General features: G+C 72.2%; 18 protein-coding genes. 9 read left to right on the top strand and 9 right to left on the bottom strand.

The window, feature by feature from the left end; all coding sequences use genetic code 11:
• Positions 1-31: 31 nt before the first annotated feature.
• Positions 32-922: an NAD(P)H-binding protein gene (locus tag ACK4LS_RS09220; RefSeq protein WP_409716358.1), complete on the bottom strand. Its 891-nt coding sequence runs from the start codon at positions 920-922 to the stop codon at positions 32-34.
• Between the two features lie 102 nt (positions 923-1,024).
• On the opposite strand from ACK4LS_RS09220, the gene ACK4LS_RS09215 reads away from it, so the two are divergent.
• The gene (locus ACK4LS_RS09215; protein ID WP_409716356.1) at positions 1,025-1,747 is read left to right on the top strand and encodes a TetR/AcrR family transcriptional regulator; all 723 of its coding nucleotides are present in this window, start codon (positions 1,025-1,027) and stop codon (positions 1,745-1,747) included.
• Between the two features lie 39 nt (positions 1,748-1,786).
• On the opposite strand, the gene ACK4LS_RS09210 is transcribed toward ACK4LS_RS09215, so the two are convergent.
• The gene (locus ACK4LS_RS09210; RefSeq protein WP_409716354.1) at positions 1,787-3,028 is read right to left on the bottom strand and encodes an HAD-IA family hydrolase; all 1,242 of its coding nucleotides are present in this window, start codon (positions 3,026-3,028) and stop codon (positions 1,787-1,789) included.
• Between the two features lie 56 nt (positions 3,029-3,084).
• Between ACK4LS_RS09210 and ACK4LS_RS09205 the strand changes: the two genes are divergently transcribed.
• The 8 genes from ACK4LS_RS09205 to ACK4LS_RS09170 all read left to right on the top strand — a co-directional run bounded on the left by ACK4LS_RS09205 (position 3,085) and on the right by ACK4LS_RS09170 (position 11,839).
• Complete coding sequence (locus tag ACK4LS_RS09205) at positions 3,085-4,479, top strand: FGGY family carbohydrate kinase (protein ID WP_409716352.1); 1,395 nt, start codon at positions 3,085-3,087, stop codon at positions 4,477-4,479.
• Positions 4,480-4,543: 64 nt separating this feature from the next.
• Positions 4,544-5,431 (top strand): hypothetical protein, encoded by an 888-nt coding sequence (locus ACK4LS_RS09200; RefSeq protein WP_409716350.1) that lies wholly within the window; start codon positions 4,544-4,546, stop codon positions 5,429-5,431.
• Between the two features lie 210 nt (positions 5,432-5,641).
• The gene (locus ACK4LS_RS09195) at positions 5,642-6,613 is read left to right on the top strand and encodes a LacI family DNA-binding transcriptional regulator (RefSeq protein ID WP_409716373.1); all 972 of its coding nucleotides are present in this window, start codon (positions 5,642-5,644) and stop codon (positions 6,611-6,613) included.
• A gap of 154 nt (positions 6,614-6,767) precedes the next feature.
• Positions 6,768-8,426, top strand: a complete 1,659-nt coding sequence (locus ACK4LS_RS09190; RefSeq protein WP_409716348.1) for an alpha-amylase family protein — start codon at positions 6,768-6,770, stop codon at positions 8,424-8,426.
• A 231-nt stretch (positions 8,427-8,657) separates the two neighbouring features.
• Positions 8,658-9,302: a helix-turn-helix domain-containing protein gene (locus ACK4LS_RS09185; RefSeq protein ID WP_409716346.1), complete on the top strand. Its 645-nt coding sequence runs from the start codon at positions 8,658-8,660 to the stop codon at positions 9,300-9,302.
• A gap of 22 nt (positions 9,303-9,324) precedes the next feature.
• Positions 9,325-9,786, top strand: a complete 462-nt coding sequence (locus tag ACK4LS_RS09180; protein WP_409716344.1) for a hypothetical protein — start codon at positions 9,325-9,327, stop codon at positions 9,784-9,786.
• Positions 9,783-10,706, top strand: coding sequence for a hypothetical protein (locus ACK4LS_RS09175; protein WP_409716342.1), 924 nt, complete (start codon positions 9,783-9,785; stop codon positions 10,704-10,706). Before ACK4LS_RS09180 ends, ACK4LS_RS09175 begins: the two co-directional genes overlap by 4 nt.
• On the top strand, positions 10,703-11,839 hold the full coding sequence (locus ACK4LS_RS09170) for an alpha/beta hydrolase (protein ID WP_409716340.1): 1,137 nt from the start codon (positions 10,703-10,705) through the stop codon (positions 11,837-11,839). Before ACK4LS_RS09175 ends, ACK4LS_RS09170 begins: the two co-directional genes overlap by 4 nt.
• Before the next feature lie 61 nt (positions 11,840-11,900).
• Here the strand turns inward: ACK4LS_RS09170 and ACK4LS_RS09165 are convergent, their stop codons facing one another.
• The 7 genes from ACK4LS_RS09165 to ACK4LS_RS09135 form a co-directional block, all read right to left on the bottom strand.
• Positions 11,901-13,364 (bottom strand): mannitol dehydrogenase family protein, encoded by a 1,464-nt coding sequence (locus ACK4LS_RS09165; protein ID WP_409716338.1) that lies wholly within the window; start codon positions 13,362-13,364, stop codon positions 11,901-11,903.
• 158 nt (positions 13,365-13,522) lie between these two features.
• A complete protein-coding gene (locus ACK4LS_RS09160; RefSeq protein WP_409716336.1) occupies positions 13,523-14,509 on the bottom strand; it encodes an ABC transporter substrate-binding protein in 987 nt (328 codons plus the stop codon).
• 41 nt (positions 14,510-14,550) lie between these two features.
• A complete protein-coding gene (locus tag ACK4LS_RS09155; protein ID WP_409716334.1) occupies positions 14,551-15,633 on the bottom strand; it encodes an ABC transporter permease in 1,083 nt (360 codons plus the stop codon).
• Positions 15,630-16,409, bottom strand: coding sequence for an ATP-binding cassette domain-containing protein (locus ACK4LS_RS09150; RefSeq protein WP_409716332.1), 780 nt, complete (start codon positions 16,407-16,409; stop codon positions 15,630-15,632). The genes ACK4LS_RS09155 and ACK4LS_RS09150 overlap by 4 nt, the downstream gene beginning before the upstream one ends.
• Positions 16,410-16,411: 2 nt before the next feature.
• Positions 16,412-17,803 (bottom strand): FGGY-family carbohydrate kinase, encoded by a 1,392-nt coding sequence (locus ACK4LS_RS09145; protein ID WP_409716330.1) that lies wholly within the window; start codon positions 17,801-17,803, stop codon positions 16,412-16,414.
• Positions 17,800-18,840, bottom strand: a complete 1,041-nt coding sequence (locus ACK4LS_RS09140) for a class I mannose-6-phosphate isomerase (protein ID WP_409716328.1) — start codon at positions 18,838-18,840, stop codon at positions 17,800-17,802. Before ACK4LS_RS09140 ends, ACK4LS_RS09145 begins: the two co-directional genes overlap by 4 nt.
• The gene (locus tag ACK4LS_RS09135) at positions 18,837-20,138 is read right to left on the bottom strand and encodes a substrate-binding domain-containing protein (protein WP_409716326.1); all 1,302 of its coding nucleotides are present in this window, start codon (positions 20,136-20,138) and stop codon (positions 18,837-18,839) included. The genes ACK4LS_RS09140 and ACK4LS_RS09135 overlap by 4 nt, the downstream gene beginning before the upstream one ends.
• Between the last annotated feature and the right edge of the window lie 35 nt (positions 20,139-20,173).

The following is a 20,173-nucleotide window of genomic DNA, read 5'->3' as shown; positions in this document are numbered from 1 at the left end:
CGCCTCCCGGGAGGGCGTCGAGCCCGAGGGATCAGGTCGCGGGGATGGATGTCCCTCCGTTGCCGGTGGTCGCGAGCTGCGCGGCGAGCAGGTCGCGGACGGAGCCGGGCTTTCGATCGAGGATCTCCCCCAGCAGGGGGTCGGTGCCGGCGAAGAACCCGCCGGCGGCGGCTCGGTACATGTCGAGCATGAACCGCGCCATGAACTCCGGCTGTCCCGACGACACTTGGTGCGCGACCCAGCCGTCGTCACCGAGCACCACGGTCTCGACCGGTCGTCCCGCGACGTCGGCGGCGATCGCTGCGACGTCCGCGAACGTGGGAGCCTCGGGTGCGGTCAGGGTCGTCGGCCCGTCGTATGCCCCGTCCGACAGCAGGATGCGCGCGGCCGCCTCGGCCGCGTCCTCCCGGAAGGTCCACGACACCGGACCGTCGACGGGCACGGTGATGACGCCCGTCTCGCGCCAGGCTCCGAGGAGCCAGGTCAGGCTGTGCGCGTAGAAGCCGTTGCGCAGCGATGTCCAGGGGAGTCCCGACCCGGCGAGGAGGCGCTCGGTGGCCTCGTGGTCGCGGCCCGGCCCGAAGGGCGTGTCCCGGGCCGCCCCTTGGTGGCTCGTGTAGAGGACGCGGCCGACGCCCGCCTCCACCGCGGCCTCGACGGCGTTGCGGTGCAGCGCGACGGCGTCGGCGTGCGGGTCGCTCGACGAGACGAGGAGGAGCTGATCGGCTCCCGCGAACGCGGCTGGCAGAGACGCGCGGTCGGCGTAGTCACCGGTGCGCACCTCGACTCCTCTGTCTGCGAAAGGGGCGGCTTTCGCAGCGTCGCGGGCGACGACGGCGATCTCGGACGCGGGCAGGGCGTCGAGCAGGTGCTCGACGGTGGAGCCGTTCAGGGCGCCCGTGGCGCCGGTGACGATGATCATGCGGATGAGCCTCCCGTCGGACCGCGACGTGTTATCGACGGAACGCTACAAACGTTATCGCTGGAATCAGCGTGATAGCAAGTGGGCGTTATCGTTGATCCTGTGACCGACGAACCCGTATCTGCCGACACCCGGACGCGCATTATCGAGGTCGCCGCCCGATTCCTGCGTGAGCAGGGCCCCGGCGCCGTCACGACGCGAGGCGTCGCGCAGGCCGCCGGCGTTCAGGCGCCCGCGATCTACCGGCTCTTCGGCGACAAGGACGGCTTGCTCGAGGCCGTTGCCGAGCACGTCATGGCGTCCTTCGTCGCGGCCAAGGCCTCGACCGTGGCCGCCGCCGCCGAGGCGGATGTCGACCCCGTGGAGGAGCTGGGGGACGGGTGGCGTCGTCAGGTCGAGTTCGGGCTCGAGAACCCCGCTCTCTTCGCCCTTCTCAGCGACCCGCGTCGCGTCGCGGGCTCGCCCGCCGCTCGCCTGGGCAGAGACGTCCTCGCGGCTCGAGTCCGCCGGGTCGCCGCCGCCGGACGTCTCGCGGTGCCGGAGGCGCGAGCGGTCGGGCTCATCCAGGCGGGGGGTGTGGGCGTCGTCACGACGATCCTCGCCACTCCTCCCGCCGAGCGTGACCCCGGACTGGCGGATGCCGTGTTCGCGGGTGTCCTGGCGCAGATCCTGACCGACGCCCCCGCGGCGGCTCGGCCAGGTCATTTGGCCGCAGTGGTCGCGTTTCGCGCCGTCGCCCCCGACCTCGACCAGCTGAGCGATCCCGAGCGGCACCTCCTCGTGGAATGGCTCGACCGGATCATCTCCGAACCGCCCGCCCGGTAAGGGACCGCTGAGCGGGCGGGGCGGCGGGCTGCGCCGGGGTCAGGCGGGCCCCAGCCGCAACGCCCCCGACGCCGTGACCTCCACCCGCACGGCATCCAACCCGTCCACCACGAGGTCGGCGGTCAACTCCTCCTCGGCCGTCGTGCCGGTCAGGGCGAGTACGGCACACCCCGCCGCGCGGGCCGCGGCGATGCCGGCGGGGGCGTCTTCGACGACGAGGCAGCGAGCCGGATCGACGCCGAGGCGAGCGGCGGCCGTGAGGAACGGCTCGGGGTGGGGCTTGCCGTTCTCGACATCGTCGACCGTGACGAACACGTCGGGCCGGTCGTAGCCGGAGGCGGCGAGGCGGGCGGTCGCGATCGGCACCGAGCCCGATGTGACGATGGCCCGGCGCCCGGCGGGCACCGACGCGAAGAAGGCGGCGGCCCCGCGGATGGGAGCGAGGCCCGCGGCGTCCGTCACCTCCAGATCGGTGACGTGCGCGAGGGCTTCGTCGTGGCGATCGGCGGGCAGCAGCAGGCCCACGAGCGTGCGCGCGGGCTGGCCGTGATTGGCGTGCAGGGCCTCCATCGACACGCCGAAGTGCTCGGCGAATCGGCGCCATGACCGCACCACGGATGCCGTGGAGTCCACCAGCGTCCCGTCGAGGTCGAAGAGCACGGCGTCGAATTCGCGCGTGAAGATCTCGGCGTGCGCGTCGACCGGCCGCCGGATCCCCAGCGCCGGCAGGACGCGGGCCAGCTGCTGCGCCGTCGACAGCTCGGCGTCGACGGAGATCACCGGGATCGAGGGCGCCACCGGGGCGGTGTCGGGACGGTGGGCGTCGCGCGCGGCGCCGCGCGACGAGCGGCGGGATGCCAGCACGGCGGGGTCTCCGTCGACGTGCACCACGTGGGGCTCGGTGGGCGACAGCGCAGCGCGCAGCGCCTGCCATTCGTCGCCCCCCGCGAGCTCGGCGGTGAACGGCGCGACGACGACCACTCGGCCCGCCGTCGACAGGGCGTCGGCCGCCGTCGCGCGAAGGGCCGCGTACCGCCCGGCGCGGATGACGCTCGCCTGGGGCGAGGTGAGCCAGTGGCCCCCGAGGGTCTCGTCGGGGAGGGCGTCGAGGAGCGGTGTGGTGACGCTGTCGAGGTCGACGAGAGGCGCCCGCAGGCGCTCGGCGATCGCCCGGCCGAGCGTGCTCTTTCCGCTGCCGGCGGTTCCGGCCACGATCACGGCGAGCGGTTCGGGTATTTGACACGACGACGGCATACCCCCACCATAGACGTAGCAAGTCACCGGTGTCATGCTTGAAATTCCGGGACTCGAAGAGGTTCCGGGAAGGAAAGCCGCTCATGCACGACACCGGTGACATGGTCTCCGCAGCGATGCGCCCCGCCGCGACGGCGCCGCGCCGCCTGCACGCGGGCATCGACCTCGGCAGCACGGGCGTGAAGATGCTCGTGATCGACGACCACGGCGCCGAGGTGGCCGGGGCGCAGGTGCCCACCCCGTGGCGCGTCGGCGAGGGCGGCACGACCGACATCGCCGCCGAAGACCTCCTGCGGGCCGTGCGCACGCTCATCGACCTCGTGGATGCCGAGCTGGCCCCTCTCACCTCCGAGCCGCTGACCTCGCTCGCCGTCGCGGGCATGGGGGAGACCGGCATCCTGATCGACGCCGACGGAGCCGCCGCCGCCCCCGGGTTCGCGTGGTTCGACCCGCGGGGGTGGGAGCAGATCGCCGCCTTCCCCGCCGAGGTACGCGAGGAGTTCGCCGGTCGCACCGGCCTGCCGCTCGGCGCGCAGGTGAGCGTCGCGAAGCTCGCCTGGCTGCGCGACCAGGGAACCTCGCTCGCGGGCCTGCGCTGGCTCGACCTGCCCGAGTTCGTCGTGGCGGCCCTCGGCGGAGACATCGCTCTCGAGCTGTCGCTGGCCTCCCGAACGGGTCTGATCGACCAGGACTCCGGCACCGCCTGGCCCGCGATGCTCGAGGCGCTCGGCGTCACCGCCGACCTGCTGCCGCCGCTCCGCGGGGGCGGACTGCCCTGGGGCACGGCATCCGCCGCCTTCGGACCCCGCGTTGCGGGAGCAGCGCTCACGGTCGCCGGCCACGACCACCTCGTCGCCGCGCAGGCGAACGGGATCCTGGATGCCGACGGCTACCACGTCTCGCTCGGCACGGCCGAGGTGCTGTTGCGCGTGCTCGACGCACCGCTCGGCTTCGCCGCCCGCCGGCGTCTGGCCGACGCCCTGATCAACGAGGTGCGTCACGTCGTTCCCGGAAAGCACGTGCTCGTGGCCGGGGTGAAGACCGGCCTCCTGCTGCGTCGGGCGCTTCACGCGGCCGGCATCAGCGACCGCGCGGGGCGCGATGCCCTCGACGCGGCGGTCATGGCGCTGCCGTACGAGGGCGAGCTGCCCGCCGGGGCCGTCGAGGTCACCGGGGCGCGCAACGACGACGGTGTGCTGCGCCTGACGCTGCACGCCGAGGCCTCGCCCGCCGAGATCTTCGGCGCCGTCCTGCGCCACAGCAACGACGAGATCGCCCAGCTCATCGCGGCGATGGACCGCGAGGTCGCGCCGGCGACGCGGTCCACGCTGACCGGGGGATGGGCGGGCATGGCCTCCGTCCGTCGCGCCCGCGCCGAGGTGCTTCCCGCCGCATCCCTGTCCACCCGTGAGCAGGACGTCGCGTGGGGAGCCGCCGACAGGGCGCGGCGCCTCGTCTCGGCATCCGTCCCCTCCTGACCCCCGCCCCCACCGCATCCCGCCCGAGACCGGGCGCGCGAGAGAACCCCAGAGAAGAGAGATCATGAACGAACTCACCACGCTCGAGCGCCGCGCGCTCCAGTCGATCAGCACCCCCGACGGCCACATGCTCATCGTCGCCGCCGACCAGCGCAACGGCATGAAGGCCGCGATCAAGGACGCCCCGAACGGCTCCGACGCGATCTCGCGCGACGAGCTCGCCGAGGTGAAGGCCGACCTCGTGCGCCACCTCGCCAACCACGCCCCCGCGATCCTCCTCGACCCCGAGGTCGCTCTGCCGCAGATCGTCGACGACGGTGTGCTCGACCGCGACACCGGGCTCGTCGTGGGCCTCGACGCCTCGGGCTTCGAGACTGTCGACGGCCTGAAGTACACCCGGTTCGTGCCCGGTGTCACGCCGCGCACCGTCCGCGACATGGGCGGCACCGTGGCGAAGATGCTCTACTACACGCGCCCCGACAAGCAGGATGCCGACTCCCGCGTCGCGCAGGAGATCCGCGACCTGGTGGCCGCGTGCGAGGCCGAGGGGCTCCTGCTCATCGTCGAGCTGCTGACCTACCAGCTCGAGGACGAGAGCGACGAGGAGTACAAGGCGAAGTTCGCCGACCTCGTCGTCGACGGTGCCGCCCTCGCCGTCGCGTGCGGCTCCAAGATCCTGAAGCTCCAGTACCCGGGCTCGGCCGAGGCCAGCGCGCGCGTGACCGAGGTCGCCCAGGGTGTGCCGTGGGCCGTGCTCTCGGCCGGTGTCGACCACGAGACCTTCATCGAGCAGGTGCGCACCGCCGTCGCCAACGGCGCCTCGGGCGCCATGGCGGGCCGGTCGCTGTGGAAGGACAGCCTCTCGATCGACGCCGACCGCCGCGAGGAGCTGCTCTCGGGCCGCGCCCTGCCGCGCCTGCGCGAACTCGCCGACGCCGTCGACGGTCGCTGACGTGATCGTGCCCGCCCGGTACGCGGCCGATCCCCCGCGGGTGCACGCGGGGGAGGGATGCCGTCGCGCCGGGCGGGCGGGATCGGCGCCCGCGGCGCGGCGGCGGGGATCTTCGCGCGTCGGGGCCGCGGAGGGCGACGGCACCCGGCGGATAGGGTTGCACGTCGAAGCCCCCACTCGCCCACACCCCGGAGGTGCCTCGTGACCACGATGCGCGACGTCGCCCAGCGCGCCGGGGTGAGCACGAAGACCGTGTCGCGCGTGTTCAACGACGACCCGCACGTGCTCCCCGACACCCGCGCCCTCGTCGAGGCCGCGATGCGCGAGCTCAACTACGTGCCCAACGCCTTGGCGACCACCTTCCGCGCCGGGCGCGCCTCGGTGATCGGGGTGGCCGTGCCCGACGTGGTCGACCCGTTCTTCGCCGCGATCGCGCGCGCCGTCGAAGACACCGCCCGCCGTCACGGCCTGTCGACGCTCGTCACGAGCCTCGGCGAAGACCCCGCCGACGAACGGCCCGCCCTCGAGTCGCTGCTCGGCCGACAGCTGACCGGCCTCGTCATCGCCCCGGTCGGCACCGACCACTCGTGGCTCGAGCGCTGGCGCGGGCACACCCCGATCGTGTTCGTCGACCGGGCGCCGGTGGGGCTCATCACCGACACCTTCACCGAGGACGACGAGACCGGTGCGCACCTGGCCACGTCGCACCTGTTGTCGCACGGCCATCGCCGCATCGCCTACCTCGGCGACATGGTGCATCTGTCCACCGAGACGAAGCGCGTCGAGGGATGGCGCCGAGCGCTGCGCGAGGCGGGGGTGCCGATCGATGAGCGCCTGGTCGCCTCGCAGGTCTCGGACAGGGAGTCCGCGGCATCCGCCCTCGACCGCCTTCGTGCGCTCGATGAACCGCCCACGGCCCTCTTCTCCGCCAACGCGCGCTCGTCCATGGCGCTCGCGCACGTGCTTCGCGGGCGACCGCTTCCTTTCGTCGGGTTCGGTGATTTCCCCATGGCCGACACCCTGACCCCGGCCGTCACCGTGATCGATCAAGACCCGCGGCGCATCGGCGCGCTCGCCGCCGAGCGGGTGTTCGCGCGGCTGCAGCCCGACGCCGGTCTGGGCCTCGACGAGCTGACCGTGATCGAGGTCTCGCTGATCGAGCGGGAGTCCTGCCGCGTCTGAGGCACGGTCGACGGGGTGTGGCAACCGCCCGCTCGTGATCAGGTGCGCACGGTAGGAAGGGGAGTCACCGCGCCGCCGTTCCCGAGAAGAGGGCTCCGATGACGACCTCCCCGCACGACCCGCGCCGATCCCCCGCCCGCACGGGGGTGACACCGTGAGGCTCACCGACACCAGCGACCTGTGGTGGAAGACCGCCGTCTTCTACAACCTCGACGTCAAGACCTATCTGGATGCCGACGACGACGGTGTGGGCGACCTGCGCGGCCTCGCGCAGCGCCTCGACCACCTCGCCGAGCTCGGCGTGACGTGCCTCTGGCTCGCGCCGTTCTACCCGTCTGCGCAGCGCGACAACGGCTACGACATCGAGGACTACTACGGCGTCGACCCCCGCTACGGCTCCCTCGGCGACATGGTCGAGGTGCTGCGCACCGCCCACGACCGCGGCATGCGCGTGATCGTCGACCTCGTGGTGAACCACACCTCGGAGCGGCATCCCTGGTTCCAGGAGGCCCGCGCGAGCCGGGACAGCCGCTACCGCCACTTCTATCAGTGGCGCGACGACGTGCCCGATGACGCCCCCGCGAGCATGTTCCCCGACGTCGAAGACGGCGTGTGGTTCTTCGACGAGACGGCGGGGCAGTACTACAAGCACTCGTTCTACCGGCACCAGCCCGACCTCGCCACCGACCACCCCGAGGTGCGCGAGGAGATCGCCAAGGTCATCGGATTCTGGCTGGAGCTGGGCATCGACGGTTTCCGCGTGGATGCCGTGCCCCACCTCATCGACGGCGACGACGGCCCCGAACACGAGTTCCTCCGCACCCTGCGGGGGTACGTCTCGCGCCGCAGCGGCCACGCCATGATGCTCGGCGAGGTGAACCTCCCGTACGACGAGCAACTGCGCTTCTTCGGCGACGCCGACGGCGACGAACTGACCATGCAGTTCGACTTCGTCGCCAACCAGCGCCTCTACCTCTCACTCGCGAGGCAGGATGCCGCTCCCCTTCGCGACGCGCTCGCCTCGCGCCCCGCGATCGCCCGCGGCAACCAGTGGGGGAACTTCGTGCGCAACCACGACGAGCTCACCCTCGACCAGTTGTCCGCCGCCGAGCGCGAGGAGGTGTTCGACGCGTTCGCGCCCGAGGACGGCCAGCGCATCCACGGGCGCGGGATCACGCGCCGCCTCCCGTCGATGCTGGAGGGCGACCCGCGTCGCATCCGCATGGTCTACAGCCTGATCTTCTCGCTGCCGGGTGCCCCCGTGCTCTACTACGGCGAGGAGATCGGCATGGGCGAGAACCCCACGATCACCGGCAGCCGGGCGGCCGTGCGCTCGCCGATGCAGTGGACTGCGACCGACGACGGCGGCTTCTCGCGCGCCGCCGCCGACGACCTCGTCGCCGGGATCGTCCCGGGCGGCTTCGGTCCGCCGCACGTCAACGTCGCCCAGCAGCGTCACGACCCCGACTCGATGTTGCGTTTCGTGCAGAACCTCGTGCGGCACTACCGGGCCTCGCCCGAGATCGGGTGGGGGGAGTTCGGCATCCTCGAGCAGCCGCACTCGTGCGTGCTGGTCCACTCGGTCACGAGCGAGTTGGGCATGCTCGTCGCGGCGCACAACTTCGCGCCTGACGGACGGGCGTTCCGGCTGCGCATCGAGGGCGCGGATGCCGAGGGCTGGAGCGTCGTGAACCTGCTCGACGACGCGGCCGGCATCGAGACGCTCGACGGCGACGGGTTCGAGGTGAGCCTCGACGGGTACGGGTATCGATGGTGGCGGGTCATCCGGCCGGGGGAGCGGCGGATCGCCTGACGCCGTCGCGCACGGAGGGGGCGAACGGGCGCGGCACCCCCCAATGGTGTCGCGCCCGCTGCCGAAGCGACCGGGCGGCGTGCGCCCGACCGGTCCGCGAGCGGGGGTTCCCCCACGTCCGCCCCACGCGCGGTCACGTCCATGAAATCACAGTGCTTCGTATTTAGCACCCGCACCTGGGGCGTAAATACGACCATCCGGGCTCGCGGGTCGGTCGTCTACGATCGGAACGTGGGTCGTGGAGCCGTCGGACCACCCTCCCGGTACTCCCGTCGAGTGGTGGCGAACGTGGACCGCCTGCGTCGGGCGAAAGGCCTGACCGTGGGCGAGTTGCTCAGTCGCGCCGGAATGACGAAGAGCTACTACCAGTCGCGCGCCGGGTTCTCGCTCCCGTACAACACCAACGACATCGAGGCGCTGGCGTCGGCGCTCGGCGTCTCGCCCGAAGAGGTCGCGAGTCCCGAGACGGCACCCCGCGTCGAGATGCGCGTGCCCGCCGGCCCTCTCGGCGCCCGCGTGCGCCGCCTGATCCAGAGCCAGGTCTCCGGCGAAGACGACCTGCTCGCCCACCTCGAGGGCATCGACCCCGCGGCCGCCGAGAGCGCGCGGGCGCTGGCGGCTGCGGTCGGCGGCACCGTCGTCCTCGACGAGGAGGTGCTGCGACTCATCACGCAGTGGGCCGACGTGCCCACCGAGTACCTCACGGACTACACCGACGACGCGGTGACCGACCGCACCGAGGCCGAGCTCGAGCTGCGCGATGCGATGCGCGACGCCGGAGCCAGCAGCATCCAGTTCCGGGCCCTCGGGGAGATGTCGCCCGACGCCCTGCGCGCCATCGCCCGTTCGCTGCAGAGCAGGCCGCCGACGGCATGAGGGTCCGCGGAGGGGGAGAGCGGTGAAGGGGCCGGACGAGATGCTCGCGCGCGTGCAGGCGCGCGTGGATCGCGCGGTCGCGCGCGCGGCGCTCGTCCCCGGGATGGACTTCTCCGACGTCGTGCGCGCGGTCGAGCACGCCCTCGGCATCCGTCTGCGCGTCGTGCGCGAGACCGAGACGAGCGGGTGGGGAACCCTCACCGGCTTCCTGACCTACTTCGCCGACCGACGCGAGGGCAGCATCCACGTGCGCGCTTCGGACGCCGCGGTCTACAGCCAGTTCGCCGCCGCGCACGAGCTGGGGCACCTCCTCGACGACGCGCACTGCACGGGCGCTCTCCGCGAGCGCTCGTCGGCGTCGCCGTACGACGACCCCGCCCTCACGACACCGGAGTTCGAGGCGGAGCTCGTGGCCGAGCACGTCGCCCATCGCATCTCCCGTCTGCTGTACGCGAGCCCCCGGGTGGCCGAGTCGTCGTGGTGACCGTGCTCCTGATCGACGCGGCACTCGCCGCGCTGCTGCTCGTCGTGGTCGGCCGGGCGCGCGCGGCGTGGCGACAGCCGCGCGCCCGCATCGCGTGGCTCGCCGCCCTCATCGGCGCGATCGCGCTGCTGACGCAGGGCACGCTCATCCCGCTCGAGGTGCTCGACGGAGTCGTCGGCGGCACGAATGTCCTCAAGCTCGTGCAGAACGTCCTCACGATGGTGGCGCTCTGGCTCGGCATCCAAGCGGGAACGGCACCGCTGTCGGCGCGCGTGACCACATTGCGCTGGCGGTTCCCGCTGGTGCTCGGCGTCCTGTTCGCCGTCGTGTTCTTCGTCGCCCTGCCCGATCGCGGACCGTCGTCGTTCCAGTTCGTGGAGGACGCCGCGGCGACCTCGACGGGGGCGTGGGCGTACGGCGTCTTCCACATGGCGGGGATCGCCCTCGTGGGCGCCATGCTGTGCGTCTCGGCCCGTGCCTCGTTGCCCGGCGTGCGGGTGCTGTTCCGGGCGGGCGCGATCGGCATCGTGCTCGGGTGCGTCAGCGAGATCGTCGATCTCACCCTCGCCCGGTTCGCCACGGCGAACGCGGTGGTCAGTTCGCTGTTCGACCCGCTGTTCTACCTCGGGGTGCTCGCGTTCGTGATCGGCATCTTCCTCGCCTCGCGCGTGACGGCGAGAACCCGCCGCCGCGGCGAGACGCTGCTGCGACGGCTCGAGGTGGTCGCCGCAGCGCGCGGCGTCGCGCGCCTGCCCGGTCTGGACGACGACGCGCTCGACGACACCCGCCTGCACGCACTGCGCGTGGCCGTCGAGGACGACGCGATCTCGACCTCGACGCCACTGACCCCCGTCGAACGCGTCCTGCTCGACGAGGTCGACGCCCATCTCTTACGCCTCACCCCGGGAGCCCGCCCATGATCCGATCCGTCGCCATCGGCGCCGGCGTCACCGCCGCCACCGTCGCCCTCGCCCACACGGCGCTCGCGGGGTACGTGGCCCGGCGGCTCGTCGCCCCGCGTGCACCGAAGGTGTTCGCCCCGGTCGGGATCGAGGGCGACACCGTGTCGGTGCCGGCGACCGACGACAGCCGCCAGCCCGGCACCTACGGCCTTCGTCTCGACGACGGCTCCCACGTGATGGTCGGTGACATCGTGCGCGTCGATGGGGACCGCGTGGTCCGCTCGATCCTCGAGAGACCGACGGGTCTGTCGGACGGGGATGCCGTGGCGGCCTGGACCTCGCAGAACATCGGCGCCCCCGAAGACGTCGGCCCGACGCGGCACGTCGCCGTGCCGCTGCGTCGCGGCGGCAGCGCGGAGGCCTGGGAGATCGGGGACCGCGAGAGCGCGAACGGGCGGTGGACGATCCACGTGCACGGGCTGCGCTCGAGTCGGAACGGAGCCCTGCGGTCGGCGCCGGCGACGGCGGACGCCGGCTGGATGTCGCTGATCGTCTCGTACGCGGGAGACGAGGAGTGCGCCCCCGCCGATGCCCTGCCCTCGTCGCTCGGCACGCGCGAGTGGCGCGACGTCGACGACGCGATCGCCTACGCCGTCGCGCAGGGGGCGCGCGAGATCGTGCTCGTGGCGTGGTCGATGGGGGGAACGATCGCGATGCTCGCGGTCGAGCAGTCGGCCCATCGCGACGCGATCATCGGTCTCGTGTTCGTCGCGCCCGCCCTGGACTGGACACGCGTCGTCGAGAACGCCGTGGCGGGAGCGCACCTCCCGCGCACGGTCGCCGTCGCCTCGATGCGGGTGCTCGGCAGCCGCGTCGGCGCTCGCGCGCTCGGACTCGTCGAGGCGGTCGACGCCCGCGCGCTGACCTGGGTCGGAGAGCACCGGTCCGGTCCGGACCTTCCGACGCTCATCCTGCACAGCCGCGTCGACCCCGTGGTGCCGTTCTCGGGTTCGGTCGCCTACGTCGAGCGGCATCCGGATGCCGAGCTGGTCGCCTTCGACGCGACGGGTCACTGCAACGAGGCGAACCAGGAGCCGGAGCGGTTCCACGACGCGATCGCCGGCTTCCTGCGGAGCTTGCCCCGGGGCTGAGCGGCGCGCGTGGCGTCGCTTCCGCCGCGGGGCGACGAACCCGGGTGGCGGGCGCCGTCGGTCAGCGGGCGATGACCTCGGCGATCGCGCCGCGGGCGCCACGGGCGGCGAGCGACGCGCGGGCCTCGAGGTAGGCCTCGCGGAGGCGCGCGTGCTGCCCCAGGTCGCCGAACACCGGGGCGTAGTCGAGCAGGCCGGCGGGGTCGTCGGCGACGATCGCGCGCAGCTCGCCGAGGCGGCTGTCGACGGCGGGGGTCTCCTCGCCGGTCTCGGTGCGCCCCTCGAGGAACACGCTCCAGCCCGCGAGCACGAGGGCGGCGTGGTCGATGCGTCCGCCCGAGGCGAGCTGCTCGCGCACGACGGGCAGGAGGAACTTCGGCAGCCGGTCGGACCCGTCGACCACCTGGCGAGCGAGCGTGTCGCGGATCGCCTCGCTGCCGAAGCGGGCGATGAGCTGGTCGCAGTAGGCGTCGAGGTCGATGCCGGGCACCGGCCGGAGCGTCGGGATCGCCTCGGCGTGCATGTACCCCTGGAGGAAGTCGACGAACAGCGGATCGGTGCACACCTCGTGCACGTGGTGCGCCCCCGACAGGATGCCGAGGTAGCTCATCGCCTGGTGGGAGGCGTTGAGCAGGCGCAGCTTCATGAGCTCGTACGGCTCGACGTCGACCACGAGCTGCACGCCCACCTCGTCGAACGGCGGGCGGCCGGCGGCGAAGTCGTCTTCGAGCACCCACTGCTCGAACGACTCCGAGCGCACGGGCCAGCGATCGCGGATGCCGAACTCCTCGGCGACCGCGGCGCGGGTCTCGTCGGTGGTGACCGGCGTGATGCGGTCGACCATCGAGTTGGGGAACGTCGCGTTCTCGGCGATCCAGGCGGCCAGCTCCGCATCGCGGCGTTCGGCGAACCCCAGGAGGGCGGCGCGGGCGACGTGGCCGTTGCCCTGGATGTTGTCGCACGACATGACCGTGAACGCCGGGACACCGGCATCCCGTCGCCGACGAAGTCCCTCGGTCAGCAGGCCCATGACGCTCCGGGGGGAGCCGGAGCCCTCGAGGTCGGTCAGGGTGGCTTCGTCACGCGGCGCGTAGGCGCCGGTGGCGTCGTCGATGCCGTAGCCGCCCTCGGTGATGGTGAGGGAGACGATCGCCGTGTCGGGGTCGGCGAGCTTGGCGACGACGGCCTCGGGGTCGTCGGGGACGAAAAGGTACTCGGCGATCGAGCCGACCACGCGCGCGGTCGAGGTGCCGTCGGGAGCGGTCGTGACGAGCGTGTAGAGGTCGTCCTGGGCGCGCAGGGCGTCGCGCATCGCGGCGTCGAACGAGAGCACGCCGACACCGCACAGTCCCCACTCGGTGTGGCCGGCCTCGAGCAGGCGGTCGAGGTACATCGCCTCGTGGGCGCGATGGAAGCCGCCGACGCCGAAGTGCACGATCCGTGACCGCACCGCGGCGCGGTCGTACGTGGGGACGGACACGTTCGCCGCGAGGGAGGGGAGGGCGGCGGCGCTGAGATCGGTCATGCGGGGCTCCGTGGTTCTGGGGGCTCGGGGCGAGGGGCGGATGCCGGGACCTCGTGGCGGAGGTCCCGGCATCCGTTCCGTGTGAGGGGTCGTTTCGTGTCGCCGGGAGCGTGCCGCGGCGACGGCTTGTGACCCCTCACGCGGGGGTGGGGTGGGGGTTAGCAGGAGGACTTGTAGACGGCGTCTTTGCCTTCGCCGTCGATGTTGTCCTTGGTGAGGATGGTGAACCCGGTCTGGATCTTCTCCTCCGTCGCCTCGCCCTTGAGGGCGGCGATGGCCTGCTTCACGCCGTCGGAGCCGATGGTGGCGGGCTCCTGCGCGACGAGGGCCTGCACCGTGCCGGCCTGCAGCGCTTTCACCTGGGCGGGGCCGGCGTCGAAGCCGACGATGGTGACGGCGCCCTGCTTGCCCGCCTGCTGCACACCGGTGGCCGAGCCCTCGGCGGCGAACAGGTTGGCCGCGAAGATGCCGACGATGTCGGGGTCCTTCTGCAGCGCGGCCGTGACGATCTCCGCGGCGGTGGACGGCTCGTTGTGCGAGTACTGCACCCCGACGGATTCGAACTTGCTGTCTTCGGCGACGGCGTCTTCGAAGCCCTTCGCGCGGGCGTCGGTGGTGGAGATGCCGGGGTCGACGGAGACGACGAGCACCTTGCCGCCGTTCGGGTTGGCGTCCTGGATGGCCTTGAACGCGGCCGCGCCGCCGCCTTCGTTGTCGCTGGAGATCTGCGACACCGCGGCGGAGGGGTCCTCCAGCGTGGTGTCGACGAGGACGACCTTGATGCCGGCGGCCTCGGCCGCGGCGATCGGTGCCTGCATCGCGGAGACGTCGGTGGGTGCGATGAGCAGGGCGTCGGGCTGGGAGGCGACGACGGCGTCGACAATCGGCTTTTGGAGCGTGGGGTCGAACTTCTCGGGGCCCTGGGTGGTGACGGTGGCGCCTTCTTTTTCGGCTTCGTCCTGGATGCCGCACTGCATGGAGATGTAGAACTCATCTCCGGCGACGCCCTGCACGAACGCGATCTTGTAGCCGTCCGAGCCGCCCGAGGCGGAACCCGACGAGGCTCCGCCGGAGCACCCGGCGAGGACGAGGGTGGCTGCGGCGCCGAGGGTGGCGAACGCGAGAACCTTGTTGTTCCACTGCATTGTGATGACCGTTCTCTTGGTGTGGTGTCGGATGCCGGGCCTCAGCCGCGGCGTCCTCCGCTGACGAACTTCCGCCAGAGGCTCTGGGTGTTGCCGCGGGTCGCGGCGGTGCGGCGTACCTGGTCGATGTAGACGGCGGTGATCAGCACCGCGCCGACGGCGACCTGCTGCCAGAAGGGCTGCACGCCGGTGATGACGAAGCCGTTCTGCAGCACCGCCGGGATGAACAGGCCGACGACGGTGCCGAAGATCGTGCCGACGCCGCCGAACAGCGAGGTCCCACCGATCACGACGGCAGCGATCACGTTCAGGTTGGTCTGCGACTGACCCGCGATGGCCGTGGTCGAGAACTGCGACAGGGCCAGGATGCCGGCGAGTCCGGCGAGCGCGCCCGACAGTGTGTACACCGCGATGAGGTGGCGGTCGACCTTGACGCCCACGCGACGGGCGGCCAGCTCACTCGAGCCGACGGCGTAGGTGTATAGCCCGAACTTCGTGAAGTGCAGGACCACCGCACCGATCACGACGACCACTAGCGCGATCACGCTGATGATGGGCAGCGACCCGAACACGTTGCCGTAGCCGATCGAGACGGTCAGCACGGTGGGCACGTCGCGCACGTCGACGCCGCCGGTGAGGATCTGCGCCAGACCCAGCGCCATGCCGAGCGAGCCCAGCGTGACGATCAGCGGCGGGATCTTCGCCTTCGCGATGAGGAAGCCGTTCAACAGCCCCCAGCACACACCGCTCAGGATCGAGACGACGATGCCGATGGTCGCGACGCCCCAGCCCTCGCCGCCGAGGGCGCGCATGGTGAGGGCCGAGACGACTCCCGAGAACACCAGCACCGAGCCGATCGACAGGTCGATGCCCGAGGTGATGATGATGTACGTCATGCCCACGCCGAGGACCGCGAGGATCGAGGCGTTCTGGATGATCAAGCGGAAGTTCGACCACTGCGCGAACGAGTCGGGCGCGAGGGCGCTGAAGACCAGCACGATCGCGACGAGGATGAGCAGGATCTGGAACGCCTGCGCCTTGAGCAATCCACGGAGGAACCCGGGCTTGCGGTCCTCGAGGGTGCCGATGGCCACCGTCTCGGTGGGCGGGGTCTTGAGGCTCATTTGCGGTCGTCCTTCGTCACGGCGCCGGTCATGAGCCCGACGAGTTCTTCCATGGAGGTCTTCTTCGCGTCGACGTTGGCCACGCGGGTGCCCAGACGCAGCACCTGGATGCGGTCGCAGACCTCCATCACGTGCGGCATCGAGTGCGAGATCAGCACGACCGCGATGCCCTTGTCGCGCACGCGGCGGATGGTCTCGAGCACGTTCTTCGTCTGCCGCACGCCCAGGGCGGCGGTCGGTTCGTCGAGGAAGACGACGCGACTCGCCCAGTGCACGGCGCGGGCGATGGCGATCGCCTGGCGCTGACCGCCCGACATCTCGCCCACGGGCGAGGTGAGCGAACGCACGGTCGCGCCCAGTTCGTCGAACGCCGCGCGGGAAGCGGTGGCCATGTCCTTCGTCTTCATGAAGCCGAGGGCACCGGCCAGGCCGGGGCGGCGGATCTCGCGGCCCAGGTACATGTTCTGCACCGGGTCGAGGTGGGGGGCGAGGGCGAGGTCCTGGTAGACCGTCTCGATCCCGAGGGCGGAGGCGACCTGGGGGTTCGACATGTCGATCGGCGAGCCGTCGAAGCGGATCTCGCCCTCGTCGACGGCGAGGTTGCCCGACAGGGCCTTCACGAGCGTCGACTTCCCGGCGCCGTTGTCGCCGATCAGGGCCGTCACCTCCCCCGGGAAGACCTCGAAGTCGACGTTGTTCAACGCCCGGACGTGGCCGAACTGGCGCGACAGGCCCCGCGCCTGCAGCACCGGGACGGCGGTGGTGACTGACGACATCGTCAGCTCCTTTCAGTGATGAGGACGGAGGAAGACAGGAACGTCTCGGCGACGTCGTCGAAGGAGCCCGCCGAGACGGCGAACGCCGCGAAGAGCGCCGCTCCGTACGCGGTGCCCTCGTCGTGGGTCGAGACGGTGACCTCGGGCAGCAGCGCGGAGCGCGAGCGGACGACGGATGCCATGCTCGACCAGCCGCCGGTGAGCACCGTCGAGGTGGGCGGTGCGACCTCGCGGTCCATGACATCCATCAGCTCGGCGAGCACGTCGTTGCCGTGGCGCAGGGTCGCCGCGAAGAGTTCCGCGGGGCTGAGCCCGTCGCTCTGGGCCACGATCTTGAGCACCCCGTCGTCATTGGGCGCGCCCGCGACCTCGAGACCGCCGTCGGCGAGCGTCCCGACGACGGGCAGCGCGAGCGCCGCGGCGTCGATGGCGGCCCGGCCCGTGGCATCCGTGATCCCGAGCAGCTGCAGGACGCGCCGCATGAGCAGGCCCGACTTCGTGCCCGCGAGCAGCACGTACTTGCCCGGGATGACGTGCCGGACGCAGTTGATGCCGGCGTGGGCGAGACGCTCGCGCGCGTCGAAGGGCAGGGTGTCGTCGAGCACGCGCACGAGGGCCTCGGCGGTGCCCATGGAGTCGTAGAGCTGTCCGGTGTGGGTCGCACCCGCGGCGACGGCCGAGACGAGGTGGTCGTGGCCGGCGACCGTGAGGGCGGCGCCCCGGAAGCCCGCGGGCATCTCCGCATCGCTCAGAGCGCCGACCGACTCCCCCGCGCTCACGAGTGTGCCGAGGATCGACTCGTCGACGCCCAGCACGTCGAGGGCGGCCTGCCACGGGGTGCTGTCGTCCTGATCGATGAGCCCGGTGCGCGAGACGAGTGAGTACTCCGCCACCCGCGGCCCCCCGAGCGCGTGCACGATGAACTCGGGGACGTTGAGGAAGGTCTTCCCCTCCAGGGCGATCCCCTCGTCGCGCAGGTGCAGCAGTTTCGAGAGGGATGCCAGCGGCCCCACCGGCAACCCGGTGCGGCCGAGGAACTCGGCGCGGAACGCGTCCGGCGTCGACAGGATCTGCTCCGCGCCGCGCGGGTCAAACCACGCCATGATCGGTGCGAGCGCGGTGCCCTGGGCATCCAGCAGCACCCCCGCCTCGGCCATGCCCGAGACCCCGAGGGCGAGGATGCGGTACCCCGCGTCGAGGCGCTCGTCGGCCTCGGCGGCGAGCTCGCGCACCACCGCGATCGCGCGCTCGGCGGGCATCTCGGCGCGTCCGTGGTCGAGGTTCGTCCAGGGCGAGCGGCGGCTCACGACGAGCACCTGCCGCCCGTCGAGGGTGGCGACCAGCAGCTTGGTGCTGGTGCTGCCCATGTCGATGCCGACGACGTAGTCGCTCATCGCACGTCTCCCCCGCGGAGGGTGACGGGCCAGCCGGCACCCGGCGCGGCCACGAGCACCTCGGCTTCGCCGCTCAACCGCCAGGCGCCGAACGCGTGGGGCACGGCGTAGACCTGTCCGCGCTCGACGTCGACCGAGCCCGCGTCCGACACGAGCGCGCCCGCACCCTCGCGAACGAGCACGACGGCGAAGCCCGCCTCGCGAGCGCCGGTTTCACCCGCGGCGTCGAAGAGGCGGAAGTACGCGTCCGCGGCCGCGGGCAGCAGCGAGCGGAACGCGGGCCCCGCCGGGGTCGTGCCCACGGTGCTGATCAGGTCGTCGAGGGCCGAAGCGTCCAGCTTCTCGGTCGACACCGCGGGCATGACCGCGTCGAAGCCGAGGTCGAGGTGCGACTCCTCGCGCGTCGAGGTCGTGACCGACCACTCGAGCAGGATCGAGAAGTCGGTGGGCTCCTGCACCTCGGCGACGAAGATCCCGCCGTCGATCGCGTGCACGGTGCCCGCCGGCACCAGCACCCCCATGCCGGGCCGCACGACCACGCGGTTCATGCGCGAGAGCATCCACTCGCTGTCCTGCGCGTCGCGACGGCGGTCGAGTTCGTCGCGGTCGACGCTCTGGTTCCAGCCGACGTGCACGGCGCAGTCGTCCTCGGTCTCGAGCACGTACCAGGCCTCGGTCTTGCCGTACGGGCAGTCCAGGTGGGCGCCGGCGAAGCCGCGATCGGGGTGCACGTGAACGGGGAGGCGCTGCCGCGCGTCGAGCAGCTTGACCAGGATGCCGAGGTCCGCGGCATCCCGCCCGCCCCGGGCCCCCACCCACGCGGCGCGGTCGGCCGTGACGAGGTCGCGCAGGAACGAGCCGTCCGCGGCGACCGCCAGGCCGATCGTGTCGGAACCGAACCGCGACACCGTCGAGCCGAGCCACTCCTCGGGCTGGCGGTCGGTCTCGGGCACGATGCCGCGGAGGGCGGCGATGCGGTCTCCGCCGCGGTAGAAGTGCTGCACGGGGTTCGGGGGCAGCAGGACGGGCTTCATCACGAGGCTCCGATCGGTTCGGAGGCCGAAGCGGAGGCGTCGCCGCTCGGCTCGGGGCGGGCGAGGGAGAGCGCGGTGGCTGCGAGGGCCACGGCGGGTTCGAGGAAGGCGCCGGGCAGCGGCTCCACGCGGGCGGACCCCGCGCCGGCGAAGGGGGCGGCGGCCGACGACACCGCGCCCCGACCGGCGGGAGCATCCGTCGGCGAGGCGGAGCGCACGGCATCCGGGGCGTCGACCGAGGGCGCGGATGCCGACGACTCCGGCGCCGGGATCTCGCCCGACCCCCGCGGCACGAGGCGGGTGGGCACGACGACGCGCGCCGGTCCCTCGTCGGGCCGCTCGGCGCGCTCGCGCAGTAGGCGGAACGCGGCGAGGGCGAGCAGCCGCGGGTCGTGATCGACGAAGGTGATGCCGGGTTCGAGCACCTCGGCGAGCGTGAAGTCGCCGAATGAGACGAGCGCCGGCATCCGCAGGCCCTTCGCGCGGATCGCGCGCACGGTGCTGATCGCGGCGAGGCTCGTCGCGCACAGGAGAGCGGTGGGCGCGTCCTCGCGCTCGAGCAGGCGCGAGGCCTCGGCGGCCTCGCCCCGACCGAAGCGCTCGTGGGTCACCACGAGCGAGGGGTCGAACGCCACTCCCGCGGCTTCCAGCGCCGACCGGTAGCCGGCGAGGCGGTCGCTGACCGTGGGGTAGGGCACGTCCTCGCCCATGAACGCCACGCGCCGGTGTCCCCGCGAGATGAGGGCGGCAGTGGCCTCGGCGGCGGCGCCGAAATCGTCGATGACCACCGCGTCGATGCCCGAGCGCGCGCGGTCGATGCAGGCCACCGGGAAGCGGGTGCGCAGGCCCGCGAGCGTCGCCGCCGGGACGGCGACGGGCGCGACGATGAGACCCGCCAGGCGATGACCGGTGAGCCGGTCGAGCTGGGCGCGTTCCCGCGCCGCGTCGTACCCCGTGCTGGCGAAGATGACGCTGAGTCCCTCCGCCACCGCGAGCTCCTCGACGACGCTCACGAAGGTGGCGAAGAACGGGTCGCTGATGGCGTCGATGAGGATGCCGATGGTGTCGGCGTCGCGGCGCTTCAGTTCACGGGCGCTGCGATCGGGGACGAAGCCGAGCTCGCGCACGGCGCCCAGCACGCGGTCGCGGGTGCCGGGCAGCACCCCGGCTTCGTCGTTGATGACGCGCGACACGGTCTTGGGGCTCACACCCGCGGCGGTGGCGACGTCGATGAGCCGGGCGCGCGGACGGGGCATCGCGGCCTCGGCGGCCACGGGGGCCGTCTCGCGCTCGTGCGTCATCGCATCTCCGACATCGTTGTCATCCGGACGTGAAC

This window comes from Microbacterium sp., assembly GCF_046295495.1.
GTDB lineage: Bacteria > Actinomycetota > Actinomycetes > Actinomycetales > Microbacteriaceae > Microbacterium.
The sequence above is the reverse complement of the archived record's forward strand: the minus strand, read 5'-3'. Positions and strand labels throughout refer to the sequence as shown.

Bases quoted from the DNA above. Each gene is read 5' to 3' on its own strand.
- ACK4LS_RS09195 (WP_409716373.1), top strand. From the start codon at position 5,642: ATGCGCGACGTCGCCCAGCGCGCCGGGGTGAGCACGAAGACCGTGTCG.
- ACK4LS_RS09170 (WP_409716340.1), top strand. From the start codon at position 10,703: ATGATCCGATCCGTCGCCATCGGCGCCGGCGTCACCGCCGCCACCGTC.
- ACK4LS_RS09205 (WP_409716352.1), top strand. From the start codon at position 3,085: ATGCACGACACCGGTGACATGGTCTCCGCAGCGATGCGCCCCGCCGCG.
- ACK4LS_RS09150 (WP_409716332.1), bottom strand. From the start codon at position 16,409: ATGTCGTCAGTCACCACCGCCGTCCCGGTGCTGCAGGCGCGGGGCCTG.
- ACK4LS_RS09155 (WP_409716334.1), bottom strand. From the start codon at position 15,633: ATGAGCCTCAAGACCCCGCCCACCGAGACGGTGGCCATCGGCACCCTC.
- ACK4LS_RS09160 (WP_409716336.1), bottom strand. From the start codon at position 14,509: ATGCAGTGGAACAACAAGGTTCTCGCGTTCGCCACCCTCGGCGCCGCA.
- ACK4LS_RS09145 (WP_409716330.1), bottom strand. From the start codon at position 17,803: ATGAGCGACTACGTCGTCGGCATCGACATGGGCAGCACCAGCACCAAG.
- ACK4LS_RS09135 (WP_409716326.1), bottom strand. From the start codon at position 20,138: ATGACGCACGAGCGCGAGACGGCCCCCGTGGCCGCCGAGGCCGCGATG.
- ACK4LS_RS09220 (WP_409716358.1), bottom strand. From the start codon at position 922: ATGATCATCGTCACCGGCGCCACGGGCGCCCTGAACGGCTCCACCGTC.
- ACK4LS_RS09165 (WP_409716338.1), bottom strand. From the start codon at position 13,364: ATGACCGATCTCAGCGCCGCCGCCCTCCCCTCCCTCGCGGCGAACGTG.
- ACK4LS_RS09200 (WP_409716350.1), top strand. From the start codon at position 4,544: ATGAACGAACTCACCACGCTCGAGCGCCGCGCGCTCCAGTCGATCAGC.